General features: G+C 67.3%; 23 protein-coding genes. 12 read left to right on the forward strand and 11 right to left on the reverse strand.

Features of this window, described 5'->3' with window-relative positions; translation table 11 throughout:
- Nucleotides 1-2 precede the first annotated feature (2 nt).
- The 6 genes from CTP10_RS01155 to CTP10_RS01180 all read left to right on the forward strand — a co-directional run bounded on the left by CTP10_RS01155 (nucleotide 3) and on the right by CTP10_RS01180 (nucleotide 6,783).
- The gene (locus CTP10_RS01155; protein ID WP_116316951.1) at nucleotides 3-965 is read left to right on the forward strand and encodes an ABC transporter ATP-binding protein; all 963 of its coding nucleotides are present in this window, start codon (nucleotides 3-5) and stop codon (nucleotides 963-965) included.
- Nucleotides 966-978: 13 nt separating this feature from the next.
- A complete protein-coding gene (locus CTP10_RS01160) occupies nucleotides 979-1,893 on the forward strand; it encodes a branched-chain amino acid ABC transporter permease (RefSeq protein ID WP_029046687.1) in 915 nt (304 codons plus the stop codon).
- A gap of 24 nt (nucleotides 1,894-1,917) precedes the next feature.
- The gene (locus CTP10_RS01165) at nucleotides 1,918-2,994 is read left to right on the forward strand and encodes a branched-chain amino acid ABC transporter permease (protein WP_116316952.1); all 1,077 of its coding nucleotides are present in this window, start codon (nucleotides 1,918-1,920) and stop codon (nucleotides 2,992-2,994) included.
- A gap of 101 nt (nucleotides 2,995-3,095) precedes the next feature.
- Nucleotides 3,096-4,433, forward strand: coding sequence for an ABC transporter substrate-binding protein (locus CTP10_RS01170; RefSeq protein ID WP_116316953.1), 1,338 nt, complete (start codon nucleotides 3,096-3,098; stop codon nucleotides 4,431-4,433).
- A gap of 110 nt (nucleotides 4,434-4,543) precedes the next feature.
- Complete coding sequence (locus CTP10_RS01175; RefSeq protein WP_116316954.1) at nucleotides 4,544-5,359, forward strand: ABC transporter ATP-binding protein; 816 nt, start codon at nucleotides 4,544-4,546, stop codon at nucleotides 5,357-5,359.
- Between the two features lie 173 nt (nucleotides 5,360-5,532).
- A complete protein-coding gene (locus CTP10_RS01180; RefSeq protein WP_116316955.1) occupies nucleotides 5,533-6,783 on the forward strand; it encodes a phenylacetate--CoA ligase family protein in 1,251 nt (416 codons plus the stop codon).
- 223 nt (nucleotides 6,784-7,006) lie between these two features.
- Here CTP10_RS01180 and CTP10_RS01185 read toward each other — a convergent pair whose 3' ends face one another.
- From CTP10_RS01185 to CTP10_RS01220, 8 genes are all read right to left on the reverse strand, one after another.
- Nucleotides 7,007-7,408: a YbaN family protein gene (locus tag CTP10_RS01185; RefSeq protein WP_233527936.1), complete on the reverse strand. Its 402-nt coding sequence runs from the start codon at nucleotides 7,406-7,408 to the stop codon at nucleotides 7,007-7,009.
- A gap of 85 nt (nucleotides 7,409-7,493) precedes the next feature.
- Nucleotides 7,494-8,471, reverse strand: a complete 978-nt coding sequence (locus CTP10_RS01190; protein WP_116316957.1) for an NAD(P)H-dependent flavin oxidoreductase — start codon at nucleotides 8,469-8,471, stop codon at nucleotides 7,494-7,496.
- A gap of 130 nt (nucleotides 8,472-8,601) precedes the next feature.
- Complete coding sequence (creC, locus tag CTP10_RS01195) at nucleotides 8,602-10,032, reverse strand: two-component system sensor histidine kinase CreC (protein ID WP_116316958.1); 1,431 nt, start codon at nucleotides 10,030-10,032, stop codon at nucleotides 8,602-8,604.
- Between the two features lie 9 nt (nucleotides 10,033-10,041).
- Nucleotides 10,042-10,755, reverse strand: coding sequence for a two-component system response regulator CreB (gene creB / locus CTP10_RS01200; RefSeq protein WP_271815668.1), 714 nt, complete (start codon nucleotides 10,753-10,755; stop codon nucleotides 10,042-10,044).
- An 11-nt stretch (nucleotides 10,756-10,766) separates the two neighbouring features.
- A complete protein-coding gene (locus CTP10_RS01205; protein ID WP_116316959.1) occupies nucleotides 10,767-11,894 on the reverse strand; it encodes an NAD(P)/FAD-dependent oxidoreductase in 1,128 nt (375 codons plus the stop codon).
- A gap of 1,017 nt (nucleotides 11,895-12,911) precedes the next feature.
- A complete protein-coding gene (locus CTP10_RS01210; protein WP_116317797.1) occupies nucleotides 12,912-14,237 on the reverse strand; it encodes a sigma-54-dependent transcriptional regulator in 1,326 nt (441 codons plus the stop codon).
- A gap of 8 nt (nucleotides 14,238-14,245) precedes the next feature.
- Nucleotides 14,246-16,279 (reverse strand): sensor histidine kinase, encoded by a 2,034-nt coding sequence (locus CTP10_RS01215; protein WP_116316960.1) that lies wholly within the window; start codon nucleotides 16,277-16,279, stop codon nucleotides 14,246-14,248.
- Nucleotides 16,280-16,379: 100 nt separating this feature from the next.
- A complete protein-coding gene (locus CTP10_RS01220) occupies nucleotides 16,380-17,675 on the reverse strand; it encodes a dicarboxylate/amino acid:cation symporter (RefSeq protein ID WP_116317798.1) in 1,296 nt (431 codons plus the stop codon).
- Between the two features lie 395 nt (nucleotides 17,676-18,070).
- Here CTP10_RS01220 and CTP10_RS01225 point away from each other — a divergent pair, with 395 nt between their 5' ends.
- From CTP10_RS01225 to CTP10_RS01245, 5 genes are all read left to right on the forward strand, one after another.
- Nucleotides 18,071-18,391 carry a (2Fe-2S) ferredoxin domain-containing protein gene (locus CTP10_RS01225; protein ID WP_029046700.1) on the forward strand — a complete coding sequence of 107 codons (321 nt, stop codon included), beginning with the start codon at nucleotides 18,071-18,073 and terminating at the stop codon, nucleotides 18,389-18,391.
- Nucleotides 18,392-18,565: 174 nt separating this feature from the next.
- Nucleotides 18,566-19,219, forward strand: a complete 654-nt coding sequence (locus tag CTP10_RS01230; RefSeq protein WP_116316961.1) for an alpha/beta hydrolase — start codon at nucleotides 18,566-18,568, stop codon at nucleotides 19,217-19,219.
- Nucleotides 19,220-19,285: 66 nt separating this feature from the next.
- Entirely contained in the window at nucleotides 19,286-20,494 is a 1,209-nt protein-coding gene (locus CTP10_RS01235; RefSeq protein ID WP_116316962.1) for a D-alanyl-D-alanine carboxypeptidase family protein, read from the forward strand.
- Between the two features lie 49 nt (nucleotides 20,495-20,543).
- On the forward strand, nucleotides 20,544-20,852 hold the full coding sequence (locus CTP10_RS01240) for an HP0495 family protein (RefSeq protein ID WP_116316963.1): 309 nt from the start codon (nucleotides 20,544-20,546) through the stop codon (nucleotides 20,850-20,852).
- A gap of 218 nt (nucleotides 20,853-21,070) precedes the next feature.
- Nucleotides 21,071-22,267: a class I SAM-dependent rRNA methyltransferase gene (locus CTP10_RS01245; protein WP_116316964.1), complete on the forward strand. Its 1,197-nt coding sequence runs from the start codon at nucleotides 21,071-21,073 to the stop codon at nucleotides 22,265-22,267.
- A 31-nt stretch (nucleotides 22,268-22,298) separates the two neighbouring features.
- On the opposite strand, the gene CTP10_RS01250 is transcribed toward CTP10_RS01245, so the two are convergent.
- The 3 genes from CTP10_RS01250 to CTP10_RS01260 form a co-directional block, all read right to left on the reverse strand.
- On the reverse strand, nucleotides 22,299-24,410 hold the full coding sequence (locus CTP10_RS01250; protein WP_442875100.1) for an ATP-dependent helicase: 2,112 nt from the start codon (nucleotides 24,408-24,410) through the stop codon (nucleotides 22,299-22,301).
- A 164-nt stretch (nucleotides 24,411-24,574) separates the two neighbouring features.
- A complete protein-coding gene (locus CTP10_RS01255; RefSeq protein ID WP_116316966.1) occupies nucleotides 24,575-25,108 on the reverse strand; it encodes a TlpA disulfide reductase family protein in 534 nt (177 codons plus the stop codon).
- Nucleotides 25,109-25,226: 118 nt separating this feature from the next.
- Nucleotides 25,227-25,763, reverse strand: a complete 537-nt coding sequence (locus tag CTP10_RS01260) for a thioredoxin fold domain-containing protein (RefSeq protein WP_233527937.1) — start codon at nucleotides 25,761-25,763, stop codon at nucleotides 25,227-25,229.
- A 139-nt stretch (nucleotides 25,764-25,902) separates the two neighbouring features.
- On the opposite strand from CTP10_RS01260, the gene CTP10_RS01265 reads away from it, so the two are divergent.
- A complete protein-coding gene (locus tag CTP10_RS01265; protein WP_116317800.1) occupies nucleotides 25,903-26,535 on the forward strand; it encodes a hypothetical protein in 633 nt (210 codons plus the stop codon).
- Nucleotides 26,536-26,577: the final 42 nt, after the last annotated feature.

Here is a 26,577-nt window from a genome sequence, read left to right on the forward strand (position 1 = left end):
ACATGACGCAAGTGGCCTGGCAAGGCACCGGCAAGCCTGAATGGACCGGCACGGCACGTACCGACGCAAGTGCGGCCGGCGGCAGCGGCGCGATGGCGCCCGCGGGCCCGCTGTCCCCGGCGGGACTGTCGGACGACGGAGGGGCGCAACCCGGCACGCATCACGCGCAGCGCACCGGCGAGCAAGCCCGCACCGGCGGCGAGGTAATCCTGGACCTGCAGCATATCTCGCTGTCGTTCGGCGGGGTGAAGGCGCTGACCGATATCTCGTTCGACGTCTGCGAGCACGAGATCCGCGCCATCATCGGCCCCAACGGCGCCGGCAAGAGTTCGATGCTGAACGTGATCAACGGCGTGTACCACCCGCAGCACGGGCGCATCGTGTTCCGCGGCGAGGAGCGCAAGCAGATGCACCCGACCGCCGCCGCGCGGCAGGGCATCGCGCGCACGTTCCAGAACATCGCGCTGTTCAAGGGCATGACGGTGCTCGACAACATCATGACCGGGCGCAACACGCAGTTCCGCACCGGGCTGCTCGCGCACGCGCTGTGGTGGGGACCGGCACGCAACGAAGAGATGCGCCACCGCCAGAAGGTGGAAGAGGTGATCGATTTCCTGGAGATCCAGTCGATCCGCAAGACCCCGGTGGGACGGCTGCCGTACGGCCTGCAGAAGCGCGTGGAGCTGGCGCGCGCGCTGGCTGCCGAGCCCTCGATGCTGCTGCTCGACGAACCCATGGCCGGCATGAACGTGGAAGAGAAGCAGGACATGTGCCGCTTCATTCTCGATGTGAACCGGCAGTTCGGCACCACCATCGTGCTGATCGAGCACGACATGGGCGTGGTGATGGACATCTCCGACCGCGTCGTGGTGCTGGACTACGGCAAGAAGATCGGCGACGGCACGCCCGAGGAAGTCAAGGGCAATCCGGATGTCATCAAGGCGTATCTGGGCACATCGCACTGAGGGGTTTTCCACCATGACGTTCTTCTTTGAAATCCTGCTCGGCGGTCTGCTGTCCGGCCTGATGTACTCGCTGGTGGCGCTGGGCTTCGTGCTGATCTACAAGGCTTCGGGCGTGTTCAACTTTGCCCAGGGCGCGATGGTCTACTTTGCCGCGCTGGCGGTGGTGGGGCTGATGGACAAGGGCATGCCGATGTGGGCGGCGGTGATCGGCGCCTTCGTGGTGATGATCCTGGTCGGCATGAGCACCGAGCGCTTCGTGCTGCGCAAGCTGGTCAACCAGCCGCCGATCACGCTGTTCATGGCGACCATCGGGCTGTCGTTCTTCCTGGAAGGGCTCGGGCCGCTCTTGTTCGGCAATGAAGTGCGCCCGATCAACCTGGGCATCGTCGACGAGCCGATCGAATCGATCCTGACCAACTTCAACATCGTCATCTCCAAGTTCGACCTTGCCGCCGCTGCCATTGCCGGCGCGCTGGTGGGATCGCTGGCGCTGTTCTTCCAGTACACCAAGGTCGGCCGCGCGCTGCGTGCGGTGGCGGACGATCACCAGGCCGCGCTGTCGCTGGGCATCCCGCTGCAGAACATCTGGGCGATCGTGTGGGGCGTGGCGGGCTTTGTCGCGCTGGTGGCGGGCATGTTGTGGGGCTCGCGCAATGGCGTGCAGTTCGCGCTGACGCTGACCGCGCTGAAGGCGCTGCCGGTGCTGATCCTGGGCGGCTTCACTTCGGTGCCCGGCGCCATCGTCGGCGGGCTGATCATCGGCGCGTCGGAGAAGCTGGCCGAGATCTACATCCCGCCCGTGTTCCAGTCGGTGTTCGGCGGCAATTTCGGCGGCATCGAAGGGTGGTTCCCGTATGTGTTTGCCCTGCTGTTTCTGCTGGTGCGGCCCGAAGGGCTGTTCGGCGAGAAACATATCGACCGCGTCTGACCGACTTCGCACAGGAGACTTGCCATGTTTTATCGTGAAGCCGGCCAGTTCAAGACCAGCTACGTTGCCGACAGCCAGATCTTCCCGATCCGCCAGGACCGCATCGGCTTTGCCGTGCTGATGGCCGTCGCCTTCGTGGCGATCCCGTTCGTCGGATCGGAATACTGGTTCTCGGCCATCCTGATCCCGTTCCTGATCTTCTCGCTGGCGGCGCTGGGACTGAATATCCTGACCGGGTATGCCGGGCAGCTGTCGCTGGGCACCGCGGCCTTCATGGCGGTGGGCGCCTACGCGGCCTACAACTTCCAGTTGCGCATCGAAGGCATTCCGGTGCTGCTGTCATTCCTGCTGGCGGGGCTGTCGGCCGCACTGGTGGGCGTGGCCTTCGGGCTGCCGTCGCTGCGCATCAAGGGCTTCTACCTGGCCGTGGCGACGCTGGCCGCGCAGTTCTTCGTGGTATGGGCGCTGACCAAGTTTCCCTGGTTCTCGAACAACAGCTCGTCGGGCGTGATCACGGCGCAGCGGCTGGACCTGTTTGGCATCGCCATCGATACGCCGGTAAAGAAGTACCTGTTCGTGCTGGCCATCGTGACTGTGCTGGCGCTGCTGGCCAAGAACCTGGTGCGCTCGGCCACGGGCCGCGCCTGGATGTCGGTGCGCGACATGGACGTGGCCGCCGAAGTGATCGGCATCCCGCTGATGCGCACCAAGCTGCTGGCGTTCGCGGTCAGCTCGTTCTACTGCGGCGTGGCCGGCGCGCTGTACGCATTCTGCTACCTGGGCTCGGTCGAGCCGGACGGCTTCTCGCTGGACCTGTCGTTCCGCGTGCTGTTCATGATCATCATCGGCGGCGTGGGCAGCATCCTGGGCTCGTTCCTGGGCGCGGCGTTCATCCTGCTGCTGCCGATCTTCCTGGACAACGTGCTGCCGCCGCTGGCCGGGCTGCTGCACCTGCCCTTTACCAATGCCACGGTGTCGCACATCCAGCTGATGGTGTTCGGCGGGCTGATCATCTTCTTCCTGATCGTGGAGCCGCACGGGCTGGCCCGGCTGTGGCAGATCGCCAAGGAGAAGCTGAGGCTGTGGCCGTTCCCGCACTGACGGAGCGGGGTCCTTGTCTCACCGCATATACCGCAGGTCCTGAGCGAAGTACTGAAGCTTACGCATAACGAAACGCCCCACCGAGGGCGAAGGAGACTGTCATGACCAACCTGATCCGCAACGTGCAACGCGCCGCCCTGGTGGTCAGCGCCGCGGCTGCACTGCTGGCGCCGGCGGTGCCGGCACTGGCGCAAAGCAATGAGCAGTTCGTCGCGCTGCCGAGCTATCGCGTGGGGCCGTATGGCGCCAACGGGCAGTCGTGGTATGGCGGTTTCATCGACTACCTCAACTACGTCAACCTGAAGGACGGCGGGGTCAACGGCGTCAAGCTGAGCTGGGAAGAGTGCGAGACCGAGTACAACAACGCTAAGGGCGTCGAGTGCTATGAGCGCCTGAAGTCCAAGAACGCCACCACCAAGGGCACGGCGTACCACGCCATGTCCACCGGCATTTCCTACGCGCTGGTCGACAAGACCGCCGCGGACAAGGTGCCGCTGGTGATGATGGGCTACGGCCGCACCGATGCCGTGGATGGTTCGGTGTTCCCGTATGCGTTCCCGCTGGTGACCACGTACCAGATGCAGGTCTCTGCCATCGTCAAGTACCTCGCCTCCAAGAGCGGTGGCTCGCTGGCCGGCAAGAAGATCGTCTACCTGTACCACGACTCGGCCTATGGCAAGGAGCCGATCGTGGCGCTGCAGGCCGAGGCAAGGCTTAACAAGTTCAACCTTGTCGAGATCCCGGTGGCGCACCCGGGCAACGAGCAGGGCGCGCAGTGGCTGAAGATCCGCCAGGAGAACCCAGACTATGTGATCTTCTGGGGCTGGGGCGTGATGAACCAGACCGCGTTGAAGGCCGCTCAGAAGGTGGGTTTCTCGCGCGAGAAAATGATCGGCTCCTGGTGGGCGGGCTCCGAGGAAGACACGGTGCCGGCGGGCGATGCCTCCAAGGGCTACATGAGCGCGACCTGGAACGTCGCGGGCAAGAGCGTGCCGCTGATCGCCGATATCGAGAAAGTCGTGTACGGCGCCGGCAAGGGCAACATGCAGGACAAGAACAAGATTGGGTCGATACTGTACAACCGCGGCGTTTCCGCAGCGGTGGTGACGGTGGAGGCGGTGCGCGTGGCGCAGGCCAAGTTCGGCAAGGGCAAGCCCATGACCGGCGAGCAGATGCGCTGGGCGTTCGAGAACCTGAACCTGACCAACGCGCGCCTGCAGCAACTGGGTGCGACCGGCCTGTTGCCTGAGATCAAGACCAGCTGCGAGAACCACGAGGGCTCGGGCAAGGTGAAGATCCAGCAGTGGGACGGCAGCAAGTGGGTGGTGGTGTCGGACTGGATCGAGGGCAACAAGAGCCTGATCCACCCGCTGTTCAAGGCCACGGCGGCGCAGTATGCAAAGGAGAAGGGGATTACGCCGGGGTGCTCGAAGTCCTGATGCCTCTTGAATCCTGAAGGTTTGCACCCCTCTCCCATTTGCGGGATAGGGGTGCAAACCGACAGGAACGCGAACTACCGAGTAACAGCAACACCAATCCGAGCCGCACCATGAGCCTCCTGTCCGTCAACAACATCGAAGTCATCTACGATCACGTGATCCTGGTGCTCAAGGGCGTTTCGCTCGAAGTGCCGGAAGGCAAGATCGTGGCGCTGCTTGGCGCCAACGGCGCGGGCAAGACCACCACGCTGAAGGCGATCTCCAACCTGCTGCACGCCGAGCGCGGCGATGTCACCAAGGGCTCGATCCAGTATCGCGGCGACCGCGTCGACCAGCTCACCCCCAACGACCTGGTGCGCCGCGGCGTGATCCAGGTGATGGAAGGGCGCCACTGCTTCGCGCACCTGACCATCGAAGAGAACCTGCTCACCGGCGCCTATACGCGTGGCTTGTCGCGGTCGCAGACGCGCGACGAGCTGGAGAAGATCTACAACTATTTCCCGCGCCTGAAGACGCGCCGCAAGTCGCAAGCGGGCTATACCTCGGGTGGCGAGCAGCAGATGTGCGCGATCGGCCGGGCCATGATGGCCAAGCCCGCGATGATCCTGCTCGACGAACCGTCGATGGGCCTGGCGCCGCAGATCGTCGAGGAGATCTTCGAGATCGTGCGCGACCTGAACTCGCGCGAGAACGTCAGCTTCCTGCTGGCCGAGCAGAACACCATGGTGGCGCTGCGCTATGCCGACTACGGCTACATCCTGGAAAACGGCCGCGTGGTGATGGACGGCGACGCCGAGTCGCTGCGCACCAACGAGGACGTGAAGGAGTTTTACCTCGGCGTGGCCGCCAACGACGCGGATGGCGGCGCGCGCAAGTCCTTCCGCGACGTGAAGAGCTACCGCCGGCGCAAGCGCTGGCTGGCCTGAGAAGGGCGCATAGACCGGCTGCGCGGACCGTATCGAGCCCTGCGATGCTCGCCGTACCGGTGTACGGCTGCGCTTCTCGGACTCGCTACGGCCCGCTCGCTGCGGTCTCTGCGCCCTTCTCGGACGCGCCCGACCAAGAATGCAAACATTTGCCACTCACGGCAGCACTAATCATGCCCGAACACTTCGATTCGCTCGAAACCCGCGCGCCGGCAGTCCGCGAGCAGGCGCTTCTTGCCGCCCTGGCACGCCAGGTTGCCCACGCGCGCGACAACGCGCCGTACTTCGCGGAACTGCTGCGCGACGTCGACCCGCGCACGCTGACCTCGCGCGAGGCGCTGGCGGCGCTGCCGGTCACGCGCAAGTCCGATTTGACCGCGCGGCAGCGCGCGCTGCCGCCGCTGGGCGGCCTCAACGCGACGCCGCTGGGCAGGCTGCGCCATGTATTCCAGTCACCGGGCCCGATCCACGAACCCGACGGCCACGACGCCGACTGGTGGCGCACGGCCCGCGCCATGCACGCCGCGGGCTTCCGTGCCGGCGACCTGGTCTACAACACCTTCTCCTACCACTTCACGCCGGCCGGCATGATGATGGAAACCGGCGCGCACAAGCTGGGCTGCTGCGTGTTCCCGGCAGGCGTCGGCCAGACCGAGTCGCAGGTGCAGGCGCTGGCCAGCCTGCAGCCGGCGGCGTACGCGGGCACGCCATCGTTCCTGAAGCTGCTGCTGGAGCGCGGCGACGAGATGGGAATGCCCTGCACCAGCCTGGCCAAGGCGCTGGTGTCCGGCGAGGCGCTGCCGCCGTCTTTGCGCGCGTGGTTCCAGCAACGCGGCGTGCGCGTGCAGCAGATGTACGGCAGCGCGGATCTCGGACTGATCGCCTATGAGTCCGAGGGCGGCGACGGCTGGGTGGTGGACGAGGGCGTGCTGGTCGAGATTGTCGAGCCGGGCGGCACGCGGCCGATGGCCGAGGGCGAGACCGGCGAGGTGGTGGTCACCGTGCTGGGCAACGGCGACTATCCGCTGATCCGCTTCGGCACCGGCGACCTGTCGGCGGTGGTGCCGGAGTCCTCGCAGCGGCCGAGCCCGTGCGGGCGCACCAATATCCGGCTCAAGGGCTGGCTGGGCCGTGCCGACCAAGCGACCAAGGTCAAGGGCATGTTCGTGCATCCGGGGCAGGTGGCCGACGTGTTGCGCCGCCATCCGGAAATCCGCGCGGCGCGGCTGGTGGTGACTGGCGCTCCGGGCGCGGACGTGATGACGCTGCGCTGCGAAGCGACGCGCGAGGACGCGGAGCTGCAGCGTGCAGTGGCCGAGTCGCTGCGCGAGGTGATGCGGCTGCGCGGGGAGGTGGCGTTCGTGGCGGCGGGATCGTTGCCGCAGGATGGGAAGGTGATCGAGGATGCGCGACGGTATGAATGAGGTCGGGGTGCTTGGGCTGACGGACTTCGTCGATACGCCGGCCCTCTCCCCCGGCCCCTCTCCCGCACGCGGGAGAAGGGAGCAAACCGACGGTATGCGAGTGCGTTAGCGCTTGCCGCCACCCCATGCAGTCGCACCCCTCTCCCGCTAGCGACGCTAGCGGGAGAGGGGTGGGGGAGAGGGCCGAAGCGCCAACGAAGTCAGTCGCCGCAATCGACCACGGTCAAGTCTTCCCCCCATCCTCCGGCCGCGTCGGCAACCGGATCATCCACACGCTAACCCCCACCGCACAAGCCAGCAACGCCGCGGACGCAACCGGCCGCCCCCGCAGCAGCCATGCCGTCGTCCCCATCGACACCCACATCATCGACAGCGCCAGGCACTTCGCCTTGAACGGGATGCTCCGGTAACGCTGCCAGTCGCTGACCAGCGGCCCGAAGCGCGGATGCTCCATCAGCCAGCCGTGGAAGCGCTGCGAACCGCGCGCGAAACACGCCGCGGCCAGCAGCACGAACGGCGTGGTCGGCAGCACCGGCAGGAAGATGCCGATCACGCCGAGCAGCAGGCTGAGCCCGCCCAGCAAGACCCAGACGGCGCGCAGCACGCGCTGGCGGCGGCTCAGCACGGCTTCAGGATCGGGCGAAAGGTCGGGTGAGGAAGGCCGCAATGGTCGGACAAAGGGCCGCTAAGCGGCCCTGGTGATGGATCGGTCAGCGCGCAATCCCAAGCCGCGCCTTGGCCGCATCGTACTCCGCTTTCATGCGCGCGACGATTTCGCCGGTGCTCGGGATGTCGTGGATCTGGCCCACGCCCTGGCCGGCGCCCCAGATGTCCTTCCATGCCTTTGCCTTGGAGCTGCCGCTGGAGAAGTCCATCTTGGTCTTGTCCGCCACCGGCAGGTTGTCCGGATCCAGGCCCGAGTTGCTGATGCTCTCGCGGATGTAGTTGCCGTGCACGCCCGTGAACAGGTTGGTGTAGACGATATCCGCGGCGGCCGAGCTGGTGATCGACTGCTTGTACGTCTCCGCCGCGTGGGCCTCCTGCGAGGCGATAAAGCGCGTGCCCACGTAGGCGAAGTCGGCGCCCATGGCCTGCGCGGCCAGCACCGCCTCGCCGGTGGCGATCGAGCCCGACAGCGCGATCGGGCCGTCGAAGATCTTGCGCACCTCGCCCACCAGCGCGAACGGCGACAGCATGCCGGCGTGGCCACCGGCGCCGGCTGCCACCAGGATCAGGCCGTCGACGCCGGACTCGATCGCCTTCTCGGCATGGCGCATGCTGATCACGTCATGCAGCACGATGCCGCCGTAGCTGTGCACCGCGTCGATCAGTTCCTTGGGCGGGGCGCGCAGCGACGTGATGAAGACCGGCACCTTGTGCTCGACGCAGACCTTGATGTCGTGCTCGAGCCGCGCGTTGGATCCATGCACGATCTGGTTGACCGCGACCGGTCCCACCGGTGCGCCAGGGTTGGCGGCCTTGAACGCGGCCAGCTCTTCCTCGATCTGCGTCAGCCACTCGTCGAGCAGCTCCGCCGGACGCGCATTGAGCGCGGGGAACGAACCGACGATGCCTGCCTTGCACTGCGCCAGCACCAACTCGGGATAGCTGACGATGAACATGGGCGAGGCAATCACGGGCAGGGCCAGGTTCTGCAGGACCTGGGGCAGTTGCTTGGCGGCGGGCATGGTGTCTCCTGAACCACTGAGGGGCACGTTGGCGGTGCCCTAAATGAACGGTCGTTCGATTATAGGGAGTTTCTGGGGTGCGTCGCTAGAAGCCCCAGTCTATGCCGATCCGCGCGCCATGGCAGGCGGGTCAGGCCGCGGGCAGCGTCAGCTCGGCCAGCGCGCCGCCGCCCGGCCGGTTGGCCAGGGTTACGCTGCCATGATGCAGCGCCGCCACCTCGCGCGCAAAGCACAGGCCCAGGCCAGTGCTCTTGTCGGCGCCCTGCGGGCGCGGCAGCGAGTAGAAGCGCTCGAACACGCGCGGCAACGCGTAGTCGGGGACGCCGGGGCCGTCGTCGGCGACGGTGACCGCCAGCTGCACGCCGCGCCGCTCCAGCCGCACCGCGATGGCACTGTCCGCGGGCGCGAAGTCGATGGCGTTCTCCAGCAGGTTGGCGATGGCCTGGCGCAGCAGGAAGGGGTCGCCCGCCACCACGTCGGGGCCCGGCATTGCCTCCAGCCGCAGCGCCACGCCACGTTGCCGCGCGCGCGGCTCCAGCCCGGCGCACAGCTGCGCCAGCAGTTCGCCCAATGGCACCGGCTCGCGCGCTTCCAGCCGCTGGCGCTGCTCCACCTCGGCCAGTGCCAGCAGCTTGCGGATCATGGTTTCGAGCCGGCCCGACTGCGCGCGGATATTGGCGACGAAGCGCTCGCGGTCCGCCGCCGGCATGTCTTCCTGCAGCAGTTCGGCGGCGCCGCCGATCGCCGCCAGCGGGCTCTTCATCTCGTGCGTCAGCGTGTGGATGTAGTGCTCGACATACTGCTTGTCTTCCAGCCGCTCGCGCATGCCCTGCACCGCGCGGCCGAGGTCGGCCAGCTCGCTGGTGCCGCGCAGCGGCATCTCGGCGCGCTCGCCGGCGGCCACCGCGCGCGCATAGCCGCGCAGCCGCCGCAGGCCATGCACCAGCCACAGCGTGCAGGCCAGCCCGATCACGCACGCGGTGCCGATCAGCAGCCCGCCGTACAGCAGGATGCGGTGCTGGCTGCGCGCGATAAAGGGCGCCATCGTGGCATTGGGCTTGGCCACCGTGAGCGCGCCGATGATGCGGTCCCCATCGCGTATCGGGGCGGCCACGTACATCACGGTGCTGGCCTCGTCGTCCGGGTCGCTGCGCGTGCTGCGCGCGCCGTACTGGCCGCGCAGCGTCAGGTAGACATCGTTCCAGCGCGAATAGTCGCGGCCCAGGTCGGTGCCGGTGGAGTCGTAGCGGACGGTGCCGCTGGCGTCGGTGACATAGACGCGATAGCCGATGCTGTCCTTGTGCAGGCCCCATACGTTGGCATTGACCGGCGCCTCACGCAGCGCCGCCATGCGCCGCGCGAAATCGCCGTCGGCGATGCGGCCGGCCTTCATGTCGTCGGCGGCCAGCGCGGCCAGCACGTGGGCGGTGTCGATCAGCGTGTCTTCCATCGCCTGCCGCACGCCGGGCTTGACCTCCTGCACGAAGACGCGCAGCGTCAGCACCGTCGCCAGGCCGACAATCAGGAAAAAGCCGAAGAAGATGCGCAGGCCGATCCGCATGGCGCGCGCTCAGGGCTGCAGCGGGTCGAGCGAGTAGCCCATGCCGCGATGCGTGCGGATACGCTCGGCGCCTTCACCTTCCGGCGTGGCGTCGCGCAGCTTGGCGCGCAGCGTCTTGATATGGGTGTCGACGGTGCGGTCGCTGGTGTCGAGCGCATCCTGCCAGACCAGTTCCATCAGCTGCGCACGGGTGTAGATGCGGCCTGGGTGCGCCACCAGCAGTGCCAGCAGCAGGTACTCGTAGCGGGTCAGGTCGAGCCAGCGGCCGCGATAGGCCAGGCGTGCGCCGTCCTTGTCGTGGGTGAAGGCGGCATCGCCAGAAGGCTGGGCAGTGGGGGCGCCGCCGCCGCGCGCCCGGCGCAGGATGGCGCGCACGCGTGCGGCCAACTCGCGCGGCGAGAACGGCTTGACCACGTAGTCGTCGGCGCCGATCTCCAGCCCGACGATACGGTCGATCTCTTCATGGCGCGCGGTCAGGAAGATCACCGGTGCATCGCAGAAGGTGCGCAGCGTGCGGCAGACCTCGAAGCCGTTCGCATCGGGCAGGCCCACGTCCAGGATCACCAGGTCGGCCGGATCGGCGCGCATCCGCGCCAGCGCGGCGCTGCCCAGGGTGCAGTGCTGCGCCTGCATGCCGTCGGTGCGCAGGGCGTAGAGGATGGTATCGGCGATGGCTTGCTCGTCTTCCACCACCAGGATGCGTGGTTGTTCCATGCCCGGCATTCTATTCCACGTCACAAGCTGGGCACCGTGCGCGGCGGCGGCGCGGCCTGGTCGCCGCGGCGCTTGTGGAAGTAGATCTGCTCGGCGGCCCAGCGCAGCGGCGGCGAGTACAGCAGCAGGTCGAAGGGCCAGTCGCACTGGAAGCGGTCGAACATCCAGCGCAGCGCGCGCTTGCCGCGAAAGCGCGGCGCGCTGGCGGTGGCCACGGCTTCCGGCGCCGGGCCGTTGTGCAGCAGGTGTTCGGCGATGGCGTTGCCGACTGATTCGCCATGGGCAAAGGCGTAGTGGATGCCGCCCGCGGTCAGCGGGGAGACGATGCCGGCGGCATCCCCGGTCAGGATCACGCCGTCGCGCGCGAGCGGCATGGCGGGGCCGCCGCATGGGATCAGCCCGGCGCGCGTGGCGGCGGGCTGCGTCAGTTCGGGCAGGCCGGCGCGGGTGCGTACATGGGCGAGCAGGCCATCGAGATCCGGTGCGCGGCCGTGGCGCGGCAGGTAGCGCAGTGCCAGGCCGGCCTGGACTCCGGTGGGATTCTGTGCGATCCAGCCTATGTAGCCGGGCGCGAAGCGGCGGGTGATGAAGCAATGGAGCATGGCGGGGTCTGGCAGGGATAGCCCGGGGAATTCGTATTCGATGCCATACAGGAAATTGTGTGTGCGGCCGAGACCTGCGCATTGCGCCACGCGCGATTTGGCGCCGTCGGCGCCGATCAGGTAGCGGGTGGTGCCGACGCCGGTTACGTGCCAGCCGCCGTGGCGTGGGATTGCGCGGATGAACGACTGGCCCAGGCGCAGCGTGGCCCCGTGGCGCACCAGCTCGTTGGCTAGCCAGCGCATCAGATTGGGTGTGTCGGTGGTGTGGAAGTAGTAGCCTGGGGCGGCCAGGTCGAGGCTGCGTAGGCGTGGTGAATAGAGTCGCACGCGTTCGACGCGGTGTACGCAATCGGCGGGGGCGCGGCCCAGCCAGGTTTGTTCGATGGCTTCCTTGACCAGGATGCCGGTGGTATGGAGTTTTTCGCCGGGGTCGGTCTTGCGTTCGAGGACCAGGACGCGCAGGCCGGCGCGGGCGGCGGCCAGGGCGCAGGCCGCGCCGGCGAAGCTGGCGCCGGATACTACGAGGTCATAGTCGAAGTTGGGCATTTGGAGTTGCTTCTTGGTGAAGGGCTCTCCAGTGTCGTTTTGTTCGGTGAGGGGAATGTGGGGTGGTTGTGAAGTTGCGGGTGGTGTTTGCGGCTGGGGGGCGCTGTTTGTGACATGCTGTCGGCCGTTGAACCGCCTGGTTCCGCCCTGCTGGGCGGGTCACTTTTTGTCCGAGCGACAAAAAGTAACCAAAAAACGCGTCGCCTGAGCGGCTGGCTATCAATTTGGCGGTGTGGGTGGTTCGGGCGGTGGTGATTTCCGTTCGATGTGGCAAGTGGTTCGAACCTGCTACGCCAGGTGAGTTTGGGATAGTGGCTAAGTCGCCCCACTATTGGACGATCCCCATGCCGGGCGTAGGCCGCCTGCTGCCGGCATCAACATAGGAACGCCTTCGGCTGCGCTGCGCGCCGGCAGTACCCGGGATTTAGGCTCTGGCACAGAGTGCGTCGCTGCGCTCGCACCGCGTCGTGAAAGACGCCGGGCCCGAAGCGCGGCGAGGATGTGGGCGGCAGCCCCTGCCGTTTGGGCCGGCGCGCAGCGCAGCCGAAGGCGTTCCTACCATGCCGCTAGCAGCAGGGGCCACCCACAGCTCCGGGCTCGTTCAAACATCGCGTCAATCCCAAACCACCGTGGCGCACTACGGCGTCAGGCAGTCCTGGTCTGCAACGAAGCAAAGCCCCGTACGAAAGCCGTAGCCCACTACGATAAGAGTGACCGCCCGCAGGGCCATAAACGCGCTTTTTGGTTACTTTTTGTCGCTCGGACAAAAAGTGACCCGCCCAGGAGGGCGGAACCAGGCGGTTCAAAAGCCGACAGCATGTCACCAATAGCAACGGCAGCAGGTGGCCGAATCAAAGCCCACAAAAAAACGCCCCGCGACACCGCGGGGCCATCAACTACCACGAAGATTGATACAACCGGCAGGGCACCTGCCAATGCCACAACCGCACGCAAAGAATAGAAAACCAATGTGACGCCCACATGGCAACAAGGTGAACGACCAATGACAGTCAAAAATCAAAGCCCATACCGCTTGATCTTGTCATACAGCGTAGCCTTGCCAACCTGCAGCAAATCAGCCGCCTGACTGACAGCGCCACCCGTCCGCGCCAGCGCATCGGCAATCACCGCCCGCTCATACCGCTCCATCCGCTCCCGCAGCGGCGCGGTCTCGTCTGAAGCCGCGGCATGCCCGCCAGCCTGCCCACCCTCAGGCACCCCCAGCACCAGCCGGTCAGCGGCATTGCGCAACTCCCGCACATTCCCCGGCCAAGGCCGCTGCTGCAACCCCTGCCGCTGCGCCTCCGACAGAATCGGCGCCGGCCGCTGGTAACGCACTGCTGCCACCAGCATGAAATGCTCGAACAACGCCACGATATCCTCGCGCCGCTCCCGCAAGGGCGGCAGCGCGATCGTGACCACGTTCAGCCGGTAATAGAGGTCCTCACGAAAGGAACCCTGCGCCACCAGCGCATCCATATCACCCTTGGCCGCCGCCACGATCCGCACATCGATCTTCACCGACGCATTCGACCCCAGCCGCTCCAGCGTCCCCTCCTGCAGCACCCGCAACAGCTTGACCTGCAGCGCCAGCGGCATGCTCTCGATCTCATCGAGAAAAAGCGTCCCGCCCGAAGCATGCTCCAGCTTGCCGATACGTCGCTTGCCCGCGCCGGTAAATGCGCCGGCCTCATGCCCGAACATCTCGCTCTCGAAGATCGCCTCAGGCACCGCCCCGCAGTTCAGCGCGATAAACGGACCGTCGGCGCGACCGGACAACGCGTGCAGGCTGCGCGCCACCAACTCCTTGCCGCTGCCAGTCTCCCCGTTGATCATCACCGGCACGTCTGTCGGGGCCACGTTGGCAACTAATGCCCGCACCTGCTCAATTGCCGGCGAACGCCCGATGATCCGCGTTCCCGCTGCCGGACCAGCCAGCTCACGCCGCAATGCCTGGTTCTCCAGCTCGAGCGCACGCCGCTCGAGCGCCCGGCGCACGGTGTCCGTCAGCCGGTCGGCGCCAAAGGGCTTCTCGATAAAGTCATAGGCGCCTTCGCGCATCGCCTGCACGGCCATCGTGATATCGCCGTGGCCGGTCACCAGCACCACCGGCACGCCCGGCGCGCCGTTGCGGCAATGGTGCAGCAGGTCCAGGCCGCTGGCACCGGGCAGGCGCACGTCGGTCACCAGCACGCCAGGAAAGCCCGCATGCAGATGCGGAATCGCGGCTTCAGCCGATGGCAGCGCCAGCACGGTAAAGCCCGCCAGCTCCAGGCTTTGCGCGGTAGCCTGCCGCACCAGCGGCTCGTCTTCGACAAACAGGACACGGAGACCGTCTTGCATGGCAATGCTCATTGAGGTGTGGATACCGGCAACGCGGCTTCGCTGGCCGGCGCGCGCGCCAGCACCAGCGTGAACTGCGCGCCGCCGCCGGGCACGTTGGCCACGCTGAGCTGGCCGCCGAACTCGCGCACGATCGACGACGAGATCGCCAGCCCCAGCCCCAGGCCCTGCCCGGTTTCCTTGGTTGTGAAGAAGGGTTCGAACAGGCGCGGCAGCGCTTCCGGCGCAATGCCGGTGCCGTTGTCGCGCACGGCGAGGGTGACGGTGCCGCTGTTGGTGCCGCTGTTGGTGCCGCTGTTAGTGCCGGCATCGGCCTGCACCTCGATGTCGATGCGGCCTTGCGCCGGCGCCGCCGAGCCGATGGCATCGAGCGCATTGCCGATCAGGTTCAGCAGCACCTGTTCAAGCTTGAGTTCGTCGGCGCGTACGGACAGGCCGGGCTGTTCGTCGAGGCCGGCCACGCTGACCGTCACCGCACCCAGCCGCGGCGCCAGCAGCGCCAGCACGTGGTCCAGCGCGGTGCGCACCACCACCGGCCGCCGCACCGGGCGCGCCTTGCCGGCGAACAGCTTGAGCTGGCTGGTGATCTTGCCCATGCGCTCGGTCAGGTCGGCGATGGCCGTCAGGTTGCCTTCGGCGGCAGCAAGCTGGCCGCGTTCCAGCAGCACGCGCGTGTTGTCGGAGAAGGTGCGCAGCGCCGCCAGCGGCTGGTTCAGCTCATGCGTGATGCCGGCCGCCATCTGCCCCAGCGCGGCCAGCTTGCTGGCCTGCACCAGTTCGTCCTGCGCCGCGCGCAGCTCGCTCTCGGCGCGGGTGCGTACGGCGACCTGTTCTTCGAGCTTTTCGTTGATCGCCATCAGGTCGGCGGTGCGCGCTTCCACGCGGCGCTCCAGCTCGTCATAGGCCGCTTCCAGCAGGCGGCGGCTGTACTGCATGTCGCGCGCGCGCTGGCGGCGCTGGCGCCAGTTGACCAGCAACAGGCACATGCAGGCATAGGCCAGCGCCGCCGCCACGGTGGCGTTGCGCGCATTGGCCAGCACCGGCTCCAGCGGAGCCATCACCTGCATGGTCCAGTCGGCCGGGCCCACGGTGCGGCCCAGTTCCAGGTAGCGGTCGGCGCGCCGGGTGCCGTCGGAGGTAAAGGTGGTAGGGGCCGAGGGCGACTCGTTGCGCACGCGTACCAGCCGCGCGTTGGCGCCCAGCGTGGTCTCGGCGAGCCAGCGCGTGACGAGCGAGTCCAGCGGCTCCAGCGGCAGCGGCGTGACGGCGCGGCCGTGGTACTGGCGCGTGTTTTCCATTTCGGCCTGGAGCGCCGGCGGCAGCGGTCGCAGCGTGCGGTACTGCCAGGCCTGCACCGACGACAGGAAGATCACGCCATGTTCGTCGCTGACCATCAGCGGCTCGGCACCGCTGCCGGCGCGCTGGAACCACTCCAGGTTGAGCTTGACCACGGTGACGCCGATGACCTTGCCGTTGGATTCCACCGGCTGCGCGATGTAGTAGCCCGGTTCGTCGCTGGTGATGCCGATGGCGTAGAAGCGGCCCATCTTGCCACCCGCGGCGATCTGGAAGTAGGGGCGGAAGCGGTAGTCGGTGCCGACGAAGCTGCCGGGCAGGCCATGGTTGCTGGCGGCCAGCGCGATGCCGTTGGCGGCGATCACATAGGTGGCCGACGCATGCGCGCGCCGGTTGACCTCGGCCAGGTAGTGGTTGGCGGCGGCGACGCGTGCCGGGTCGTGGGGGGATTCGAGCAGCCCGCGCACGAAGGGGTGCAGCGACACCAGCGCGGGCAGGAATTCGTATCGGTCGAGGGTGCTTTCAAGCGTGGCGGCGTAGCGGTCGGCACGCGTGGCGGTGCTCTGCTGCAGCGTGGCCAGGCCGCGCTGGAACGACACCAGCCAGGTCAGCCCGCACAACAGCAGCAGGCCCACCGTCAGGGCGATGGCAAAGCCCCACCACCGGCTGCTGCCGGTGTCCGGCGCATGCACCGCGCGGGTGGCGGCGGGATCATGCACGGCGAGGAAATCGTCGGAGTGTGGCATCGGCGCGCGCAAGGGCTGTCGCGCCGATGATACCCGCTGGCGGGCGGCCGGGGCAGCCACCTACGCGGCCACCCACGCAGCCCCCCGCGCAGCGGTGCACTTAGCGGGCGCCCTGGCCGGCCTCGGCAAGCTCGTCGGCAACGCCGCCGCCCTCCAGCACCTGCGCCAGGCGCTTGCGGTCCAGCTCGCGTTCCCAGGCAGACACCACCACCGTGGCCACGCCGTTGCCGATGATGTTGGTCAGCGCGCGGCACTCGCTCATGAAGCGGTCGATGCCCAGGATCAGCACCATGCCCGCCACCGGGATGGTCGGCACCACGGCCAGCGTCGCCGCCAGCGTGATGAAGCCCGAGCCGGTCACGCCGCTGGCGCCCTTGGAGGTGATCATCGCCACCGCCAGGATGGTCAGCTGCTGCATCCACGTCAGTTCGATGCCCGTGGCCTGCGCGATGAAGATCACCGCCATCGTCATGTAGATGTTGGTGCCGTCCAGGTTGAACGAATAGCCGGTAGGCACCACCAGGCCCACCACCGACTTGGAGCAGCCCAGGTTCTCCAGCTTCTCCATCATGTGCGGCAGCGCGGCTTCCGACGAGCTGGTGCCCAGCACGATCAGCAGTTCTTCCTTGATGTACGAGATAAAGCGCACGATGCTGAAGCCGGTCATGCGCGCGATCGTGCCCAGCACCACCAGCACGAAGATGATGGCCGTGAAGTAGAAGGTGCCGATCAGCTTGAGCAGGGGCACCAGCGAGCCCAGGCCGTACTTGCCGATGGTGAACGCCATCGCACCGAAGGCGCCGATCGGGGCCACCTTGGTGATCACGTGGACGATGTGGAAGAACACCTTGGAGACCTGCTCGATCAGCTGCACCACGAAGCGGGCGCGTTCGCCGAGCGTGGCCAGCGCGGCGCCGAAGAACAGCGACACCAGCAGGATCTGCAGGATGTCGCCGTTGGCGAAGGCGCTGAAGACCGTCTCCGGGATGATGTGCATGAAGAACTCGACCGTGCTCTGGCCGTGTGCCTTCGACACGTATTGCGCGATCGCCTTGGTGTCCAGCGTCGACGGGTCGATATTGAAGCCCACGCCCGGCTTGAGCAGGTGCGCGGCGCCCAGGCCGATCAGCAGCGCGAAAGTCGACACCACTTCAAAGTAGAGCAGCGCCTTGCCGCCGACGCGGCCGACCTTCTTCATGTCGCTCATGCCGGCCATGCCGGTCACCACGGTACAGAAGATGATCGGGCCGATGATCATCTTGATCAGCTTGATGAAGCCATCGCCCAGCGGCTTCATGGCCACGCCCGTATCGGGCCAGTAATGGCCCAGCAGGATGCCGACCAGGATGGCGAACAGCACCTGCACGTACAGGATCTTGTAGAAGGGTTTCTTCATGGTGTCGTCCTCGGTGTTGACCGTACCCGGGGCGATGGCGCCGCGGGCGCGCGCCGTCACGGTTGCGGCGCGTTCAGGGACGGGAATTTGCAACCGGCATGCCAGTCCAAACGGTATTGCTAACTGATTGATTCACAAGGAAACGCGGGCTTTGCCGGGGCGCGCGGCTTCCGGGATTCCGGAAATCCGGACGCCGTGCCTCCGGGGATTCGGAATGCCGGAGCCGGCCCAGGTGGCTGAGGCGCCACCTGGACCGTGGGCAAGCGGTGGTCAATGGCATGGCGCGGGTGCCGGAAGGCGCGGGCGGGCCGCCATGACGCCGTATAATTCCGAGCTTCCGTTCAATGTCCTGCGGCCATGCCGCCGCGCGGGCGCCCTCCTTGTCACCGCATCGCATGAGCAGCTACTACCAGCACCACGTCTTCTTTTGCCTGAACCAGCGCGAGGCCGGCGAGAACTGCTGCGCCAACCACAACGCCAAGGCCATGCAGGAATACGCCAAGAAGCGCTGCAAGGAACTCGGCATCGCCGGCGGCGAAGGCCGCGTGCGCATCAACAAGGCGGGCTGCCTGAACCGGTGTGAACTCGGACCGGTGCTGGTGGTCTACCCCGAGGCAATTTGGTACACCTTTGTGGACGAGCACGACATCGATGAAATCATCGACAGCCACCTGCTCAACGGCAAGCCGGTCGAGCGGCTGATGGTGGACCGCTGAACGAGAACGAACCCGCGGCGCCGCCGATGACGCAGCGCCGATGCCAGACACCGCCGCCCGCACGCCGGACGGTTTTTTCATTTTTTGCCCCGGGATTTCCGGGTCTTGAGCCAGCCGGCGTATCACCATCCTGAATCGCCATCCTGCACGCCTCCTGATTGCCCTGACCGTCCTATGAACGCGCATACACAGGTACTTTCCATCGCCGGCCCCGTCGGCGCGATCGACGTTTCGGTGGACCTGCCGCAAGGTCTGCCGGACACACCCTTGCGCGGCCTGGCGCTGGTCGCGCACCCGCATCCGCTGTTCGGTGGCACCAAGGACAACAAGGTGGCGCAGACGCTGGCGCGCGCCTTCGTACAACTGGGCTATGCCACCGTGCGCCCCAACTTCCGCGGCGTCGGCGGCACCGCCGGCGAGCATGACAACGGCATCGGCGAGCAGGACGACCTGCTGGCCGTCGCCGCCTGGATGCGCGAGCAGACCGCGTGGTCGGCGCAGGCCGCGACGCTGCCGCTGGCGCTGGGCGGCTTCTCCTTCGGCAGCTTTGTCAGCACGCACGTGGCCCGGCGCCTGGCCGAGGCCGGCACGCCGGTGCAGCGCCTGGTGCTGGTCGGCACCGCCGCCAGCCGCTGGCAGGTGGCCGAGGTGCCCGCCGACACCATCGTCATACACGGCGAGCAGGATGACACCGTGCCGCTCGCGAGCGTGCTTGACTGGGCGCGCCCGCAGGAGCTGCCGGTGATCGTCATTCCCGGCGCCGACCATTTCTTCCACCGCAAGCTGCACCTGATCAAGCAGCTCGTCGTCAACGCGTGGGACCGGTGAGCGGCGCAGCTTCACCACCGCGCCATCCCGTCCCGCACGATCCCTTTCTTGTCGGAAACAGAAACAATGCTGAATAGAGCCACGACACGCCTTTCCTCCGCCTTTGCACCCGCCGCCATCGTCGCTGCCGTCGCCGCGGCCACGCTGGCCGCCGCGCCCGCCGCCGTCCTTGCGCAGGGCGTGCCGATGCCGCAGGTCGCCGCCAAGTCGTGGATGCTGTTTGACGTGACCAGCGGCCAGGCACTGGCCTCACAGAACGCCGACCAGCGCATCGAGCCGGCCTCGCTGACCAAGCTGATGACCGCCTACCTGGCGTTCGAGGCACTCAAGGAAAAGCGCCTGACGCTGGAACAGACCGTGGTGCCGACCAACCTGGTGCTCAAGGTCAAAAGCGACGAGTCGCGCATGTTCATCGAGCCCAACAAGCCGGTCAGCGTGCAGGACCTGCTGCTGGGCCTGATCGTGCAGTCGGGCAACGACGCCGCGCTGGCGCTGGCCGAGGCCGTGGGCGGCTCGGAAGAGGGCTTCGTCGCGATGATGAACCGCGAGGCCCAGCGCATGGGCATGAAGAACACCCACTTCACCAACACCGACGGCATTCCCGACCCGAACCACTACACCACCGCGGTGGACCTGGCGACGCTGACCACGCACCTGATCAAGGACTTCCCCGAGTACTACGCCATGTACTCGCAGAAGGAGTTCACCTATAACAAGATCAGGCAGCCCAACCGCAACCGCCTGCTGTACATCGACCCGACCGTGGACGGCGTCAAGACCGGCCACACCAAGTCCGCCGGCTATTGCCTGATCTCGTCGGCCCAGCGCCCGCTGGCCAATGTGCCCAACGGCCAGCGCCGCCTGATCTCGATCGTGATCGGCACCACCACCGAACAGGTGCGCACGCAGGAAAGCCTGAAGATCCTCAACTACGGCTTCCAGTTCTTCGACACGCTGCGCCTGTATGACAAGGGCCAGGTGCTGGCCACGCCCGAGATCTACAAGGGCAAGGCCGGCACGGTCAAGATCGGCGTGCAGCACGAGACCTTCGTCACCGTGCCCAAGGGCACCGGTGGTCGCCTGAAGCCCGTACTGGAGCGCCAGGAACTGATGATCGCCCCGATCGCGGCAGGCCAGCAGGTGGGCATGGTCAAGCTGATGGACGGCACCAACAAGGTGGCCGAGTTCCCGGTGGTGGCGCTGGAGGAAGTGCCCGAGGCCGGCTTCTTCGGCCGCCTGTGGGACACCATCCGCCTGTGGTTCAAGCGCAAGTGATTGGAATGCGCGGCCCTGGCATGCGCCGGGCCGCGCCGGAGAAAACGACATGACAGCCGACAACCAGGGCAGCGGCAACAAGCCCGGCGATATCCCGCCGGAGCAGTCGCTGATCGAATACCCGAGCCATTTCCCGATCAAGGTGATGGGCTCGATGCAGGATGGCTTTGCCGAGGCCATCGTCACGCTGGTGCAGGAGTTCGATCCGGACTTCCACGCGGGCAAGATGGAAATGCGGCCCTCGAGCAAAGGCAACTACCTGGGCCTGACCGTGACGGTGTGGGTGACCAGCCGCGAGCAGCTTGATGATCTGTATCGGGCGCTGACTGCGCATCCGATGGTGAAGGTGGTGCTGTAAGGCATCGCTCCCGCATCGTTTTCTCCCCTCTCCCGCGCGCGGGAGTGGGGCCGGGAGTGGGGCCGGGGGAGAGGGCAGGCCCTGGCATACCGACACGCGTTGCTTCGTTGACGCTCCCGCCGCCCTCTCCCCCAACCCCTCTCCCGCAGGCGGGAGAGGGGAGCCCGCCCGCAGGCACGGCAACGCATCCGCTGCGGCATGCATTTTCCCTGATCGACATGAACACCATCACCCTGAAACCCGGCAAGGAAAAATCCCTGCTGCGCCGCCACCCGTGGATCTACGCGACCGGCATCGCCACCACCGAAGGCCGCTGCGAGCCGGGCTCGACCGTGACCGTGCGCGCCGCCGACGGCCGCTTCCTGGCCAAGGCCGCCTACAGCCCCGAATCGCAGATCCGCGCGCGCGTGTGGACCTTCGACGAGAACGAGCCGGTCGACCACGCGCTGTTCAAGCGCCGCGTGGCCGCGGCCATCGCGTACCGGCGCCAGTGGGTGAAGGACAGCGACGCCGTGCGCCTGATCTTTGGCGAATCGGACCGGCTGCCGGGCCTGATCGTCGATTACTACGGCAATGGCGCGCAGGGCCAGCTGGTGTGCCAGTTCAATTCCGCCGGTGTCGAGCAGTGGAAGACCGCGATCGTGCAGGCGCTGGTCAAGGAAACCGGCTGCCCTAACGTCTATGAGCGTTCCGACGCCGCCGTGCGCCAGCGCGAAGGGCTGGAGCTGGTGACCGGCGTGCTGGCCGGCGCGGAGCCCGATCCGGCGCTGTCGGTGACCGAGCATGGCGTGCGTTATTACGTCGATGTGCGCAACGGCCACAAGACCGGCTTCTATGTCGATCAGCGCGACAACCGCAAGCTGGTCGGCGACCTGGCCGAAGGGCGCGAGGTCCTGAACTGCTTCTGTTATACCGGCGGCTTTTCGCTGGCCGCGCTGCGCGGCGGGGCCAAGTCGGTGACGTCGATCGATTCGTCGGGCGAAGCGCTGAAGATCGCCGCGGGCAACGTGACGCTGAACGGGTTTGAGCCGGAGCGTGCGGCCTGGCTCGACGCGGACGTCTTCAAGACACTGCGCGAATTCCGCGCGGAAGGGCGGCAGTTCGACCTGATCGTGCTGGACCCGCCCAAGTTCGCGCCGTCGGCACAGCATATCGACCGCGCCGCGCGGGCTTACAAGGAAATCAACCTGGTCGGTATGCAGTTGCTGCGTCCGGGCGGGCTGCTGTTCACGTATTCGTGCTCGGGGGCGATCAGCATGGAATTGTTCCAGAAGATCGTGGCGGGGGCGGTGACGGATGCGCGGGTGGATGCGCGCATCCTGCGCAGGCTGTCGGCGGGCACCGATCACCCGATGCTGGCGGCGTTCCCGGAAGGCGAGTACCTGAAGGGGTTGTTGCTGGAGAAGGTGGCGTAAGCCAGCAAATTGCAGGCGGCGAGGCTGCAACTCACCGCCACATATTGCGCATCCGACTGGCCAGGTCCACCGGCGCCAGCGCCGGCTTTGCCTTCCCTTCGCCTGGCATCGGCGGCGGCGGCCATGCCCGGCTGTGGAAATTCGGCATCACGCGATTCGGAATGAACCGCGTGCGCGACGCATACACATGCCGATCGCCAAATCCCACCTGCTGGTGCACGTAGAAGCGCTGCGGCACGATGACGTCCAGATGGTCCTTGGCCCGCGTCATTGCCACATACAGCAGCCGCCGTTCTTCCTCGATCTCTTCCGTCGTGCCCGTCGCCAGATCGCTCGGCATGCAGCCATCGACGGCATTGAGCACATACACGGCCTTCCACTCCTGCCCCTTGGCCGAGTGGATCGTCGACAGGATCAGGTAGTCCTCGTCGCGCGAGGGCACGCCGGACTCATCGCTGGATGCGCTGGGCGGATCGAGCGTCAGTTCCGTCAGGAAGCGCTCGCGCGCGCCGTAGGTGGCGGCTATGCGCTCCAGCTGCTGCAGGTCGGCCTGGCGCGCGGCGGCGTCGTCGTGCAGGCGTTCGAGGTGCGGCGCGTACCAGGCCAGTACCTGCTCGAATTCCGAGGGCCACGGCGAGGTCGGCGCCATCAGCGCGCGCGCCAGCGTCAGCAGGTCTGCCCAGGCGGGCGCGGCGGCCGGCGGCGGCTCGAATTCCTGCAGCGAGAACAGCGGCTCGGTGGCCAGTGCCATGGCGTCGAGCACGCGCGCCGCGGTCTTCGGGCCGATGCCCGGCAGCAGTTGCAGCGTGCGGAAGCCGGCCATGCGGTCGCGCGGGTTTTCCAGCCAGCGCACCACGGCCAGCACGTCTTTCACGTGCGTCGATTCCAGGAATTTGAGCCCGCCGAACTTCACGAACGGGATATTGCGGCGCGCCAGCTCGATCTCCACCTGCGCGCTGTGGTCGGCGGCACGGAACAGCACCGCCTGCGCCATTAGCGCCAGGCCGGCCTCGCGCCGCGCCAGCACCTGCTCGACCACGTAGCGCGCCTGGTCGGCCTCGTCGTTGACGACGATGATGCCGGGCTTCTCGGCCGACAGCCGCTCGGACCAGAGATCCTTGGTATAGCGCTCGGCAGCCAGCCCGATCACCGCGTTGGCTGCCTGCAGGATCGGCTGCGTGGAGCGGTAGTTCTGCGACAGCGTCACCTGCTGCGCGTGTGGTGTGAACTGTTGCGGGAAATCGAGGATATTGCGCACGGTCGCGCCGCGGAACGCGTAGATCGACTGGGCATCGTCGCCGACCACGGTCAGGCCGCGGCCATCGGGCCGCATGGCCAAGAGGATCGACGCCTGCAGCGCGTTGGTGTCCTGGTATTCGTCGACCAGGACATGGTCAAAGCGGGCGCCCATGTCCTGCGCGATGGCGGGCTCGGCCATGGCCTGTGCCCAGTACAGCAGCAGGTCGTCGTAGTCGAGCACGTGCTGTTTCTGCTTGGCCTCGACATAGCCGGCAAACAGCGTGCGCAGCGCATCGACCCACATGGCGTAGCGCGGAAACTGCTGCTTGAGCACGTCTTCCAGCGGCGCCTGCGTGTTGACCACGCGCGAGTAGATCGACAGGCAGGTCTCTTTCTTGGGAAAGCGGCTGGCGGTCTCGGACAGGCCCAGGTCGTGGCGCACCACGTGCATCAGGTCGGCGGCATCGCCGCGGTCGCTGATGGTGAAAGCGGGCGACAGGCCCAGGGTCTCGGCGTACTCGCGCAGCAGGCGCGCGCCGATGGCGTGGAAGGTGCCCGACCATTGCAGCGCCGCGCGGCCCGCGCCGGTCTGCGTGCCCAGCGCCTGGTCGACGATGCGCTCGACGCGCCGGCCCATTTCGGCGGCGGCGCGGCGCGAGAACGTCAGCAGCAGGATGCGGCGTGGATCGGCGCCGCCCAGCACCATGTGCGCGACCCGGTGCGCCAGCGTGTTGGTCTTGCCCGATCCCGCACCGGCGATGATCAGCAGCGGGCCGTCGCTGCCGTGCTCGACCGCGGCGCGCTGCTCCGGGTTGAGTTTGGACAGGTAGGCGGGGCCTGCGTCGGCCGCATCGGGGGCAAGGGCGGATGCGAGATCCGCGGCGGGGGCAAGGTCCAGTGACACAGGCAGCAAAGAGGCAGGGGGAAAAAGCGGGCAGGCAAAAAAGCTGGCGCTAACTGTATATCCATACAGCCCCGCAGTGCAAGCCGCTTCGCGCGGGATCGGGCACGAACCAACAAAAAAGGTGCTCGATGAGCACCTTTTCCTGGATGTTGCGGGCGACAGCGTTACGCAGACTTTGCCAGCGCGCTATCAAGCAGCTTGTGCAGCGCATCCCACTCGGGCTCGCCGACATAGCGCTTGAGGATGCGGCCGTCCTTGTCGACCACGAAGGTGGTCGGCGTCAGCTGCACATTGCCGAAGGCCTTGGCGGCGGAGCCGTCCGAATCCATTGCCACCTTGAACGGCAGCCCGCGTGTCTTGGCGTAGTTCATCACGTACATCGGCGGGTCATAGTTCATGGCCACGGCGACGAATTCCAGCCCCTTGCCCTTGAACTGCTCGTAGGTCTTGACCATGTCGGGCATTTCCTTGATGCAGGTGGCGCAGCTGGTGGCCCAGAAATTGACCAGGTAGACCTTGCCCTTCAGGTCGGCGGTGCTGAGCTTCTCGCCCGACAGCAGCGTGAACGTGGCGGCCGGTGCGGCATTGGCCGGCGCCAGCGCGCGGTAGCCGAACCAGCCCAGCAGCGCCAGCACGACGATGGCGGCGACGATGGGCCAGGGCTTGCGGGAGGACTTGGCGGGAGCGGAAGTGGTCATGGAAGGCGGGGAATGCGAATTCTCTTCGGGCAACGCCACATTCTAATGCCGCTGGCGCCGGGGCGCTGCGCGGAGCCTGGGTGCGGCAATCTGCCGCAATGCCGGCGGTGACCGTGATTCAACGCCGGGTGGCGACGGCGGCGCGTGCCTGGTCCAGCGCCTGTTCCAGGTAGGCGCCGTAGAAGTCGGGCTGCATGCCGCGCAGCGGGCTGGCGGCGGCGCGGCCCTGGCGATCGAGGAACAGCACCGTCGGCGCCACCCGCACCTGATGCGCCCGCGCCCAGTCGCGCGCCGTGGTCACGGTACCGTCGGCGTCGCGCAGCGGCGTGACGGCGGTCAGGTCCAGCTCGCGCACCGCGATCTCGCCGGCGGCAGCCTGCGGACCGAGGTAGTTGCGGCGCACCGCATCGCAATAGCCGCATCCGGGCATCGACACCAGCAGCACCAGCGGCTCGCCGCGCTGCGCGGCTTCGGCGCCGTGAGCGCCCAGGTCGGTGGCGGCAGGCAGGTGCGCCGTGCCCGCGGCCAGCGCCGTGCCGGCGGCTGTTGCCAGCAGCGCGCACGTGGCCAGACGGAACAGTGCGGTCCGGGCTGGTAGCGCAGGTAGCGCTGGTAGCGATGGCAGGGCGAGGCGGGGCAGGGTGGGGGCAGGCATGCGGTCAGGAAAAACTGTCAGGCGGCGCACCATGCACCGGGGCGCCGCTTCCGCGATAATACCGGTTTCCGCCCGCAGGCTCTGGCGGCCGCCAGAGCCGCTCCATGGCCTGCGCGCGCTGTCCGCCACACGCTTCCCCATGCGTCCTCTTCCACCCACGCCGAGCCCTGCCGCTTTCATTCGCAGTCTCGCCCCCAGTCTGGCCCGCAGCCCCATGATGCGCTGCGCCGCCCTGTGCGTGGCGCTGGCCCTGTGCGCCTGTTCGCCCCGCTATGACTGGCGCACGATCCAGTCCGGCGAGGGCGCCTATGCCGCGCTCTATCCGGGCAAGCCCAGCAGTGCCGCGCGCGACGTCACCATCGCCGGCCGCAAGCTGCCGATGACGATGGAGGCCGCGCGCGTCGACGACACGCTGTTCGCCGTGGGCGTGGTCACGCTGCCCGCCGACGACGAAGGGCTGCGGCGCGAGGCGCTGGCGGCAATGCAGGCGGGGCTGCTGGCCAACCTCGGCACGGCCTCGGGCGAGCCGCCGCGCACGCGGCCGGTCACGATCACGACCGCCGACAAGCCGGGGCGGCCGCTCTCCGGCGTCGAAGTGCAGGCCAGCGGCGTGTCGCCGCAGGACCAGGCGCCACGGCGGCTGACCGCGCGACTGGTGGCGGTGGGCGCGCGCGCCTACCAGGCGGTGGTGCTGGAGTCTGGCGACGCCGCGCGCGACCAGCGCCAGGCCGAGCAGGTGGAGCAGTTCCTCGGCGGCTTCCATCCGTTCTGAGGCCAGGCACCGCGGGAGCACAAGGTTTGCGCCGTGGCCGCG

Source organism: Cupriavidus sp. P-10 (genome assembly GCF_003402535.2).
Lineage (GTDB): Bacteria > Pseudomonadota > Gammaproteobacteria > Burkholderiales > Burkholderiaceae > Cupriavidus.

What these genes read in the sequence shown, in the direction of transcription:
- CTP10_RS01260 (WP_233527937.1), bottom strand. Translation starts at nt 25,763, where the DNA reads ATGCCTGCCCCCACCCTGCCCCGCCTCGCCCTGCCATCGCTACCAGCG.
- creC (WP_116316958.1), bottom strand. Translation starts at nt 10,032, where the DNA reads ATGCGGATCGGCCTGCGCATCTTCTTCGGCTTTTTCCTGATTGTCGGC.
- CTP10_RS01235 (WP_116316962.1), top strand. Translation starts at nt 19,286, where the DNA reads ATGCTGAATAGAGCCACGACACGCCTTTCCTCCGCCTTTGCACCCGCC.
- CTP10_RS01230 (WP_116316961.1), top strand. Translation starts at nt 18,566, where the DNA reads ATGAACGCGCATACACAGGTACTTTCCATCGCCGGCCCCGTCGGCGCG.
- CTP10_RS01210 (WP_116317797.1), bottom strand. Translation starts at nt 14,237, where the DNA reads ATGCAAGACGGTCTCCGTGTCCTGTTTGTCGAAGACGAGCCGCTGGTG.
- CTP10_RS01245 (WP_116316964.1), top strand. Translation starts at nt 21,071, where the DNA reads ATGAACACCATCACCCTGAAACCCGGCAAGGAAAAATCCCTGCTGCGC.
- creB (WP_271815668.1), bottom strand. Translation starts at nt 10,755, where the DNA reads ATGCCGGGCATGGAACAACCACGCATCCTGGTGGTGGAAGACGAGCAA.
- CTP10_RS01190 (WP_116316957.1), bottom strand. Translation starts at nt 8,471, where the DNA reads ATGCCCGCCGCCAAGCAACTGCCCCAGGTCCTGCAGAACCTGGCCCTG.
- CTP10_RS01255 (WP_116316966.1), bottom strand. Translation starts at nt 25,108, where the DNA reads ATGACCACTTCCGCTCCCGCCAAGTCCTCCCGCAAGCCCTGGCCCATC.
- CTP10_RS01165 (WP_116316952.1), top strand. Translation starts at nt 1,918, where the DNA reads ATGTTTTATCGTGAAGCCGGCCAGTTCAAGACCAGCTACGTTGCCGAC.
- CTP10_RS01240 (WP_116316963.1), top strand. Translation starts at nt 20,544, where the DNA reads ATGACAGCCGACAACCAGGGCAGCGGCAACAAGCCCGGCGATATCCCG.
- CTP10_RS01225 (WP_029046700.1), top strand. Translation starts at nt 18,071, where the DNA reads ATGAGCAGCTACTACCAGCACCACGTCTTCTTTTGCCTGAACCAGCGC.
- CTP10_RS01160 (WP_029046687.1), top strand. Translation starts at nt 979, where the DNA reads ATGACGTTCTTCTTTGAAATCCTGCTCGGCGGTCTGCTGTCCGGCCTG.
- CTP10_RS01175 (WP_116316954.1), top strand. Translation starts at nt 4,544, where the DNA reads ATGAGCCTCCTGTCCGTCAACAACATCGAAGTCATCTACGATCACGTG.
- CTP10_RS01170 (WP_116316953.1), top strand. Translation starts at nt 3,096, where the DNA reads ATGACCAACCTGATCCGCAACGTGCAACGCGCCGCCCTGGTGGTCAGC.
- CTP10_RS01155 (WP_116316951.1), top strand. Translation starts at nt 3, where the DNA reads ATGACGCAAGTGGCCTGGCAAGGCACCGGCAAGCCTGAATGGACCGGC.
- CTP10_RS01215 (WP_116316960.1), bottom strand. Translation starts at nt 16,279, where the DNA reads ATGCCACACTCCGACGATTTCCTCGCCGTGCATGATCCCGCCGCCACC.
- CTP10_RS01265 (WP_116317800.1), top strand. Translation starts at nt 25,903, where the DNA reads ATGCGTCCTCTTCCACCCACGCCGAGCCCTGCCGCTTTCATTCGCAGT.
- CTP10_RS01220 (WP_116317798.1), bottom strand. Translation starts at nt 17,675, where the DNA reads ATGAAGAAACCCTTCTACAAGATCCTGTACGTGCAGGTGCTGTTCGCC.
- CTP10_RS01205 (WP_116316959.1), bottom strand. Translation starts at nt 11,894, where the DNA reads ATGCCCAACTTCGACTATGACCTCGTAGTATCCGGCGCCAGCTTCGCC.
- CTP10_RS01180 (WP_116316955.1), top strand. Translation starts at nt 5,533, where the DNA reads ATGCCCGAACACTTCGATTCGCTCGAAACCCGCGCGCCGGCAGTCCGC.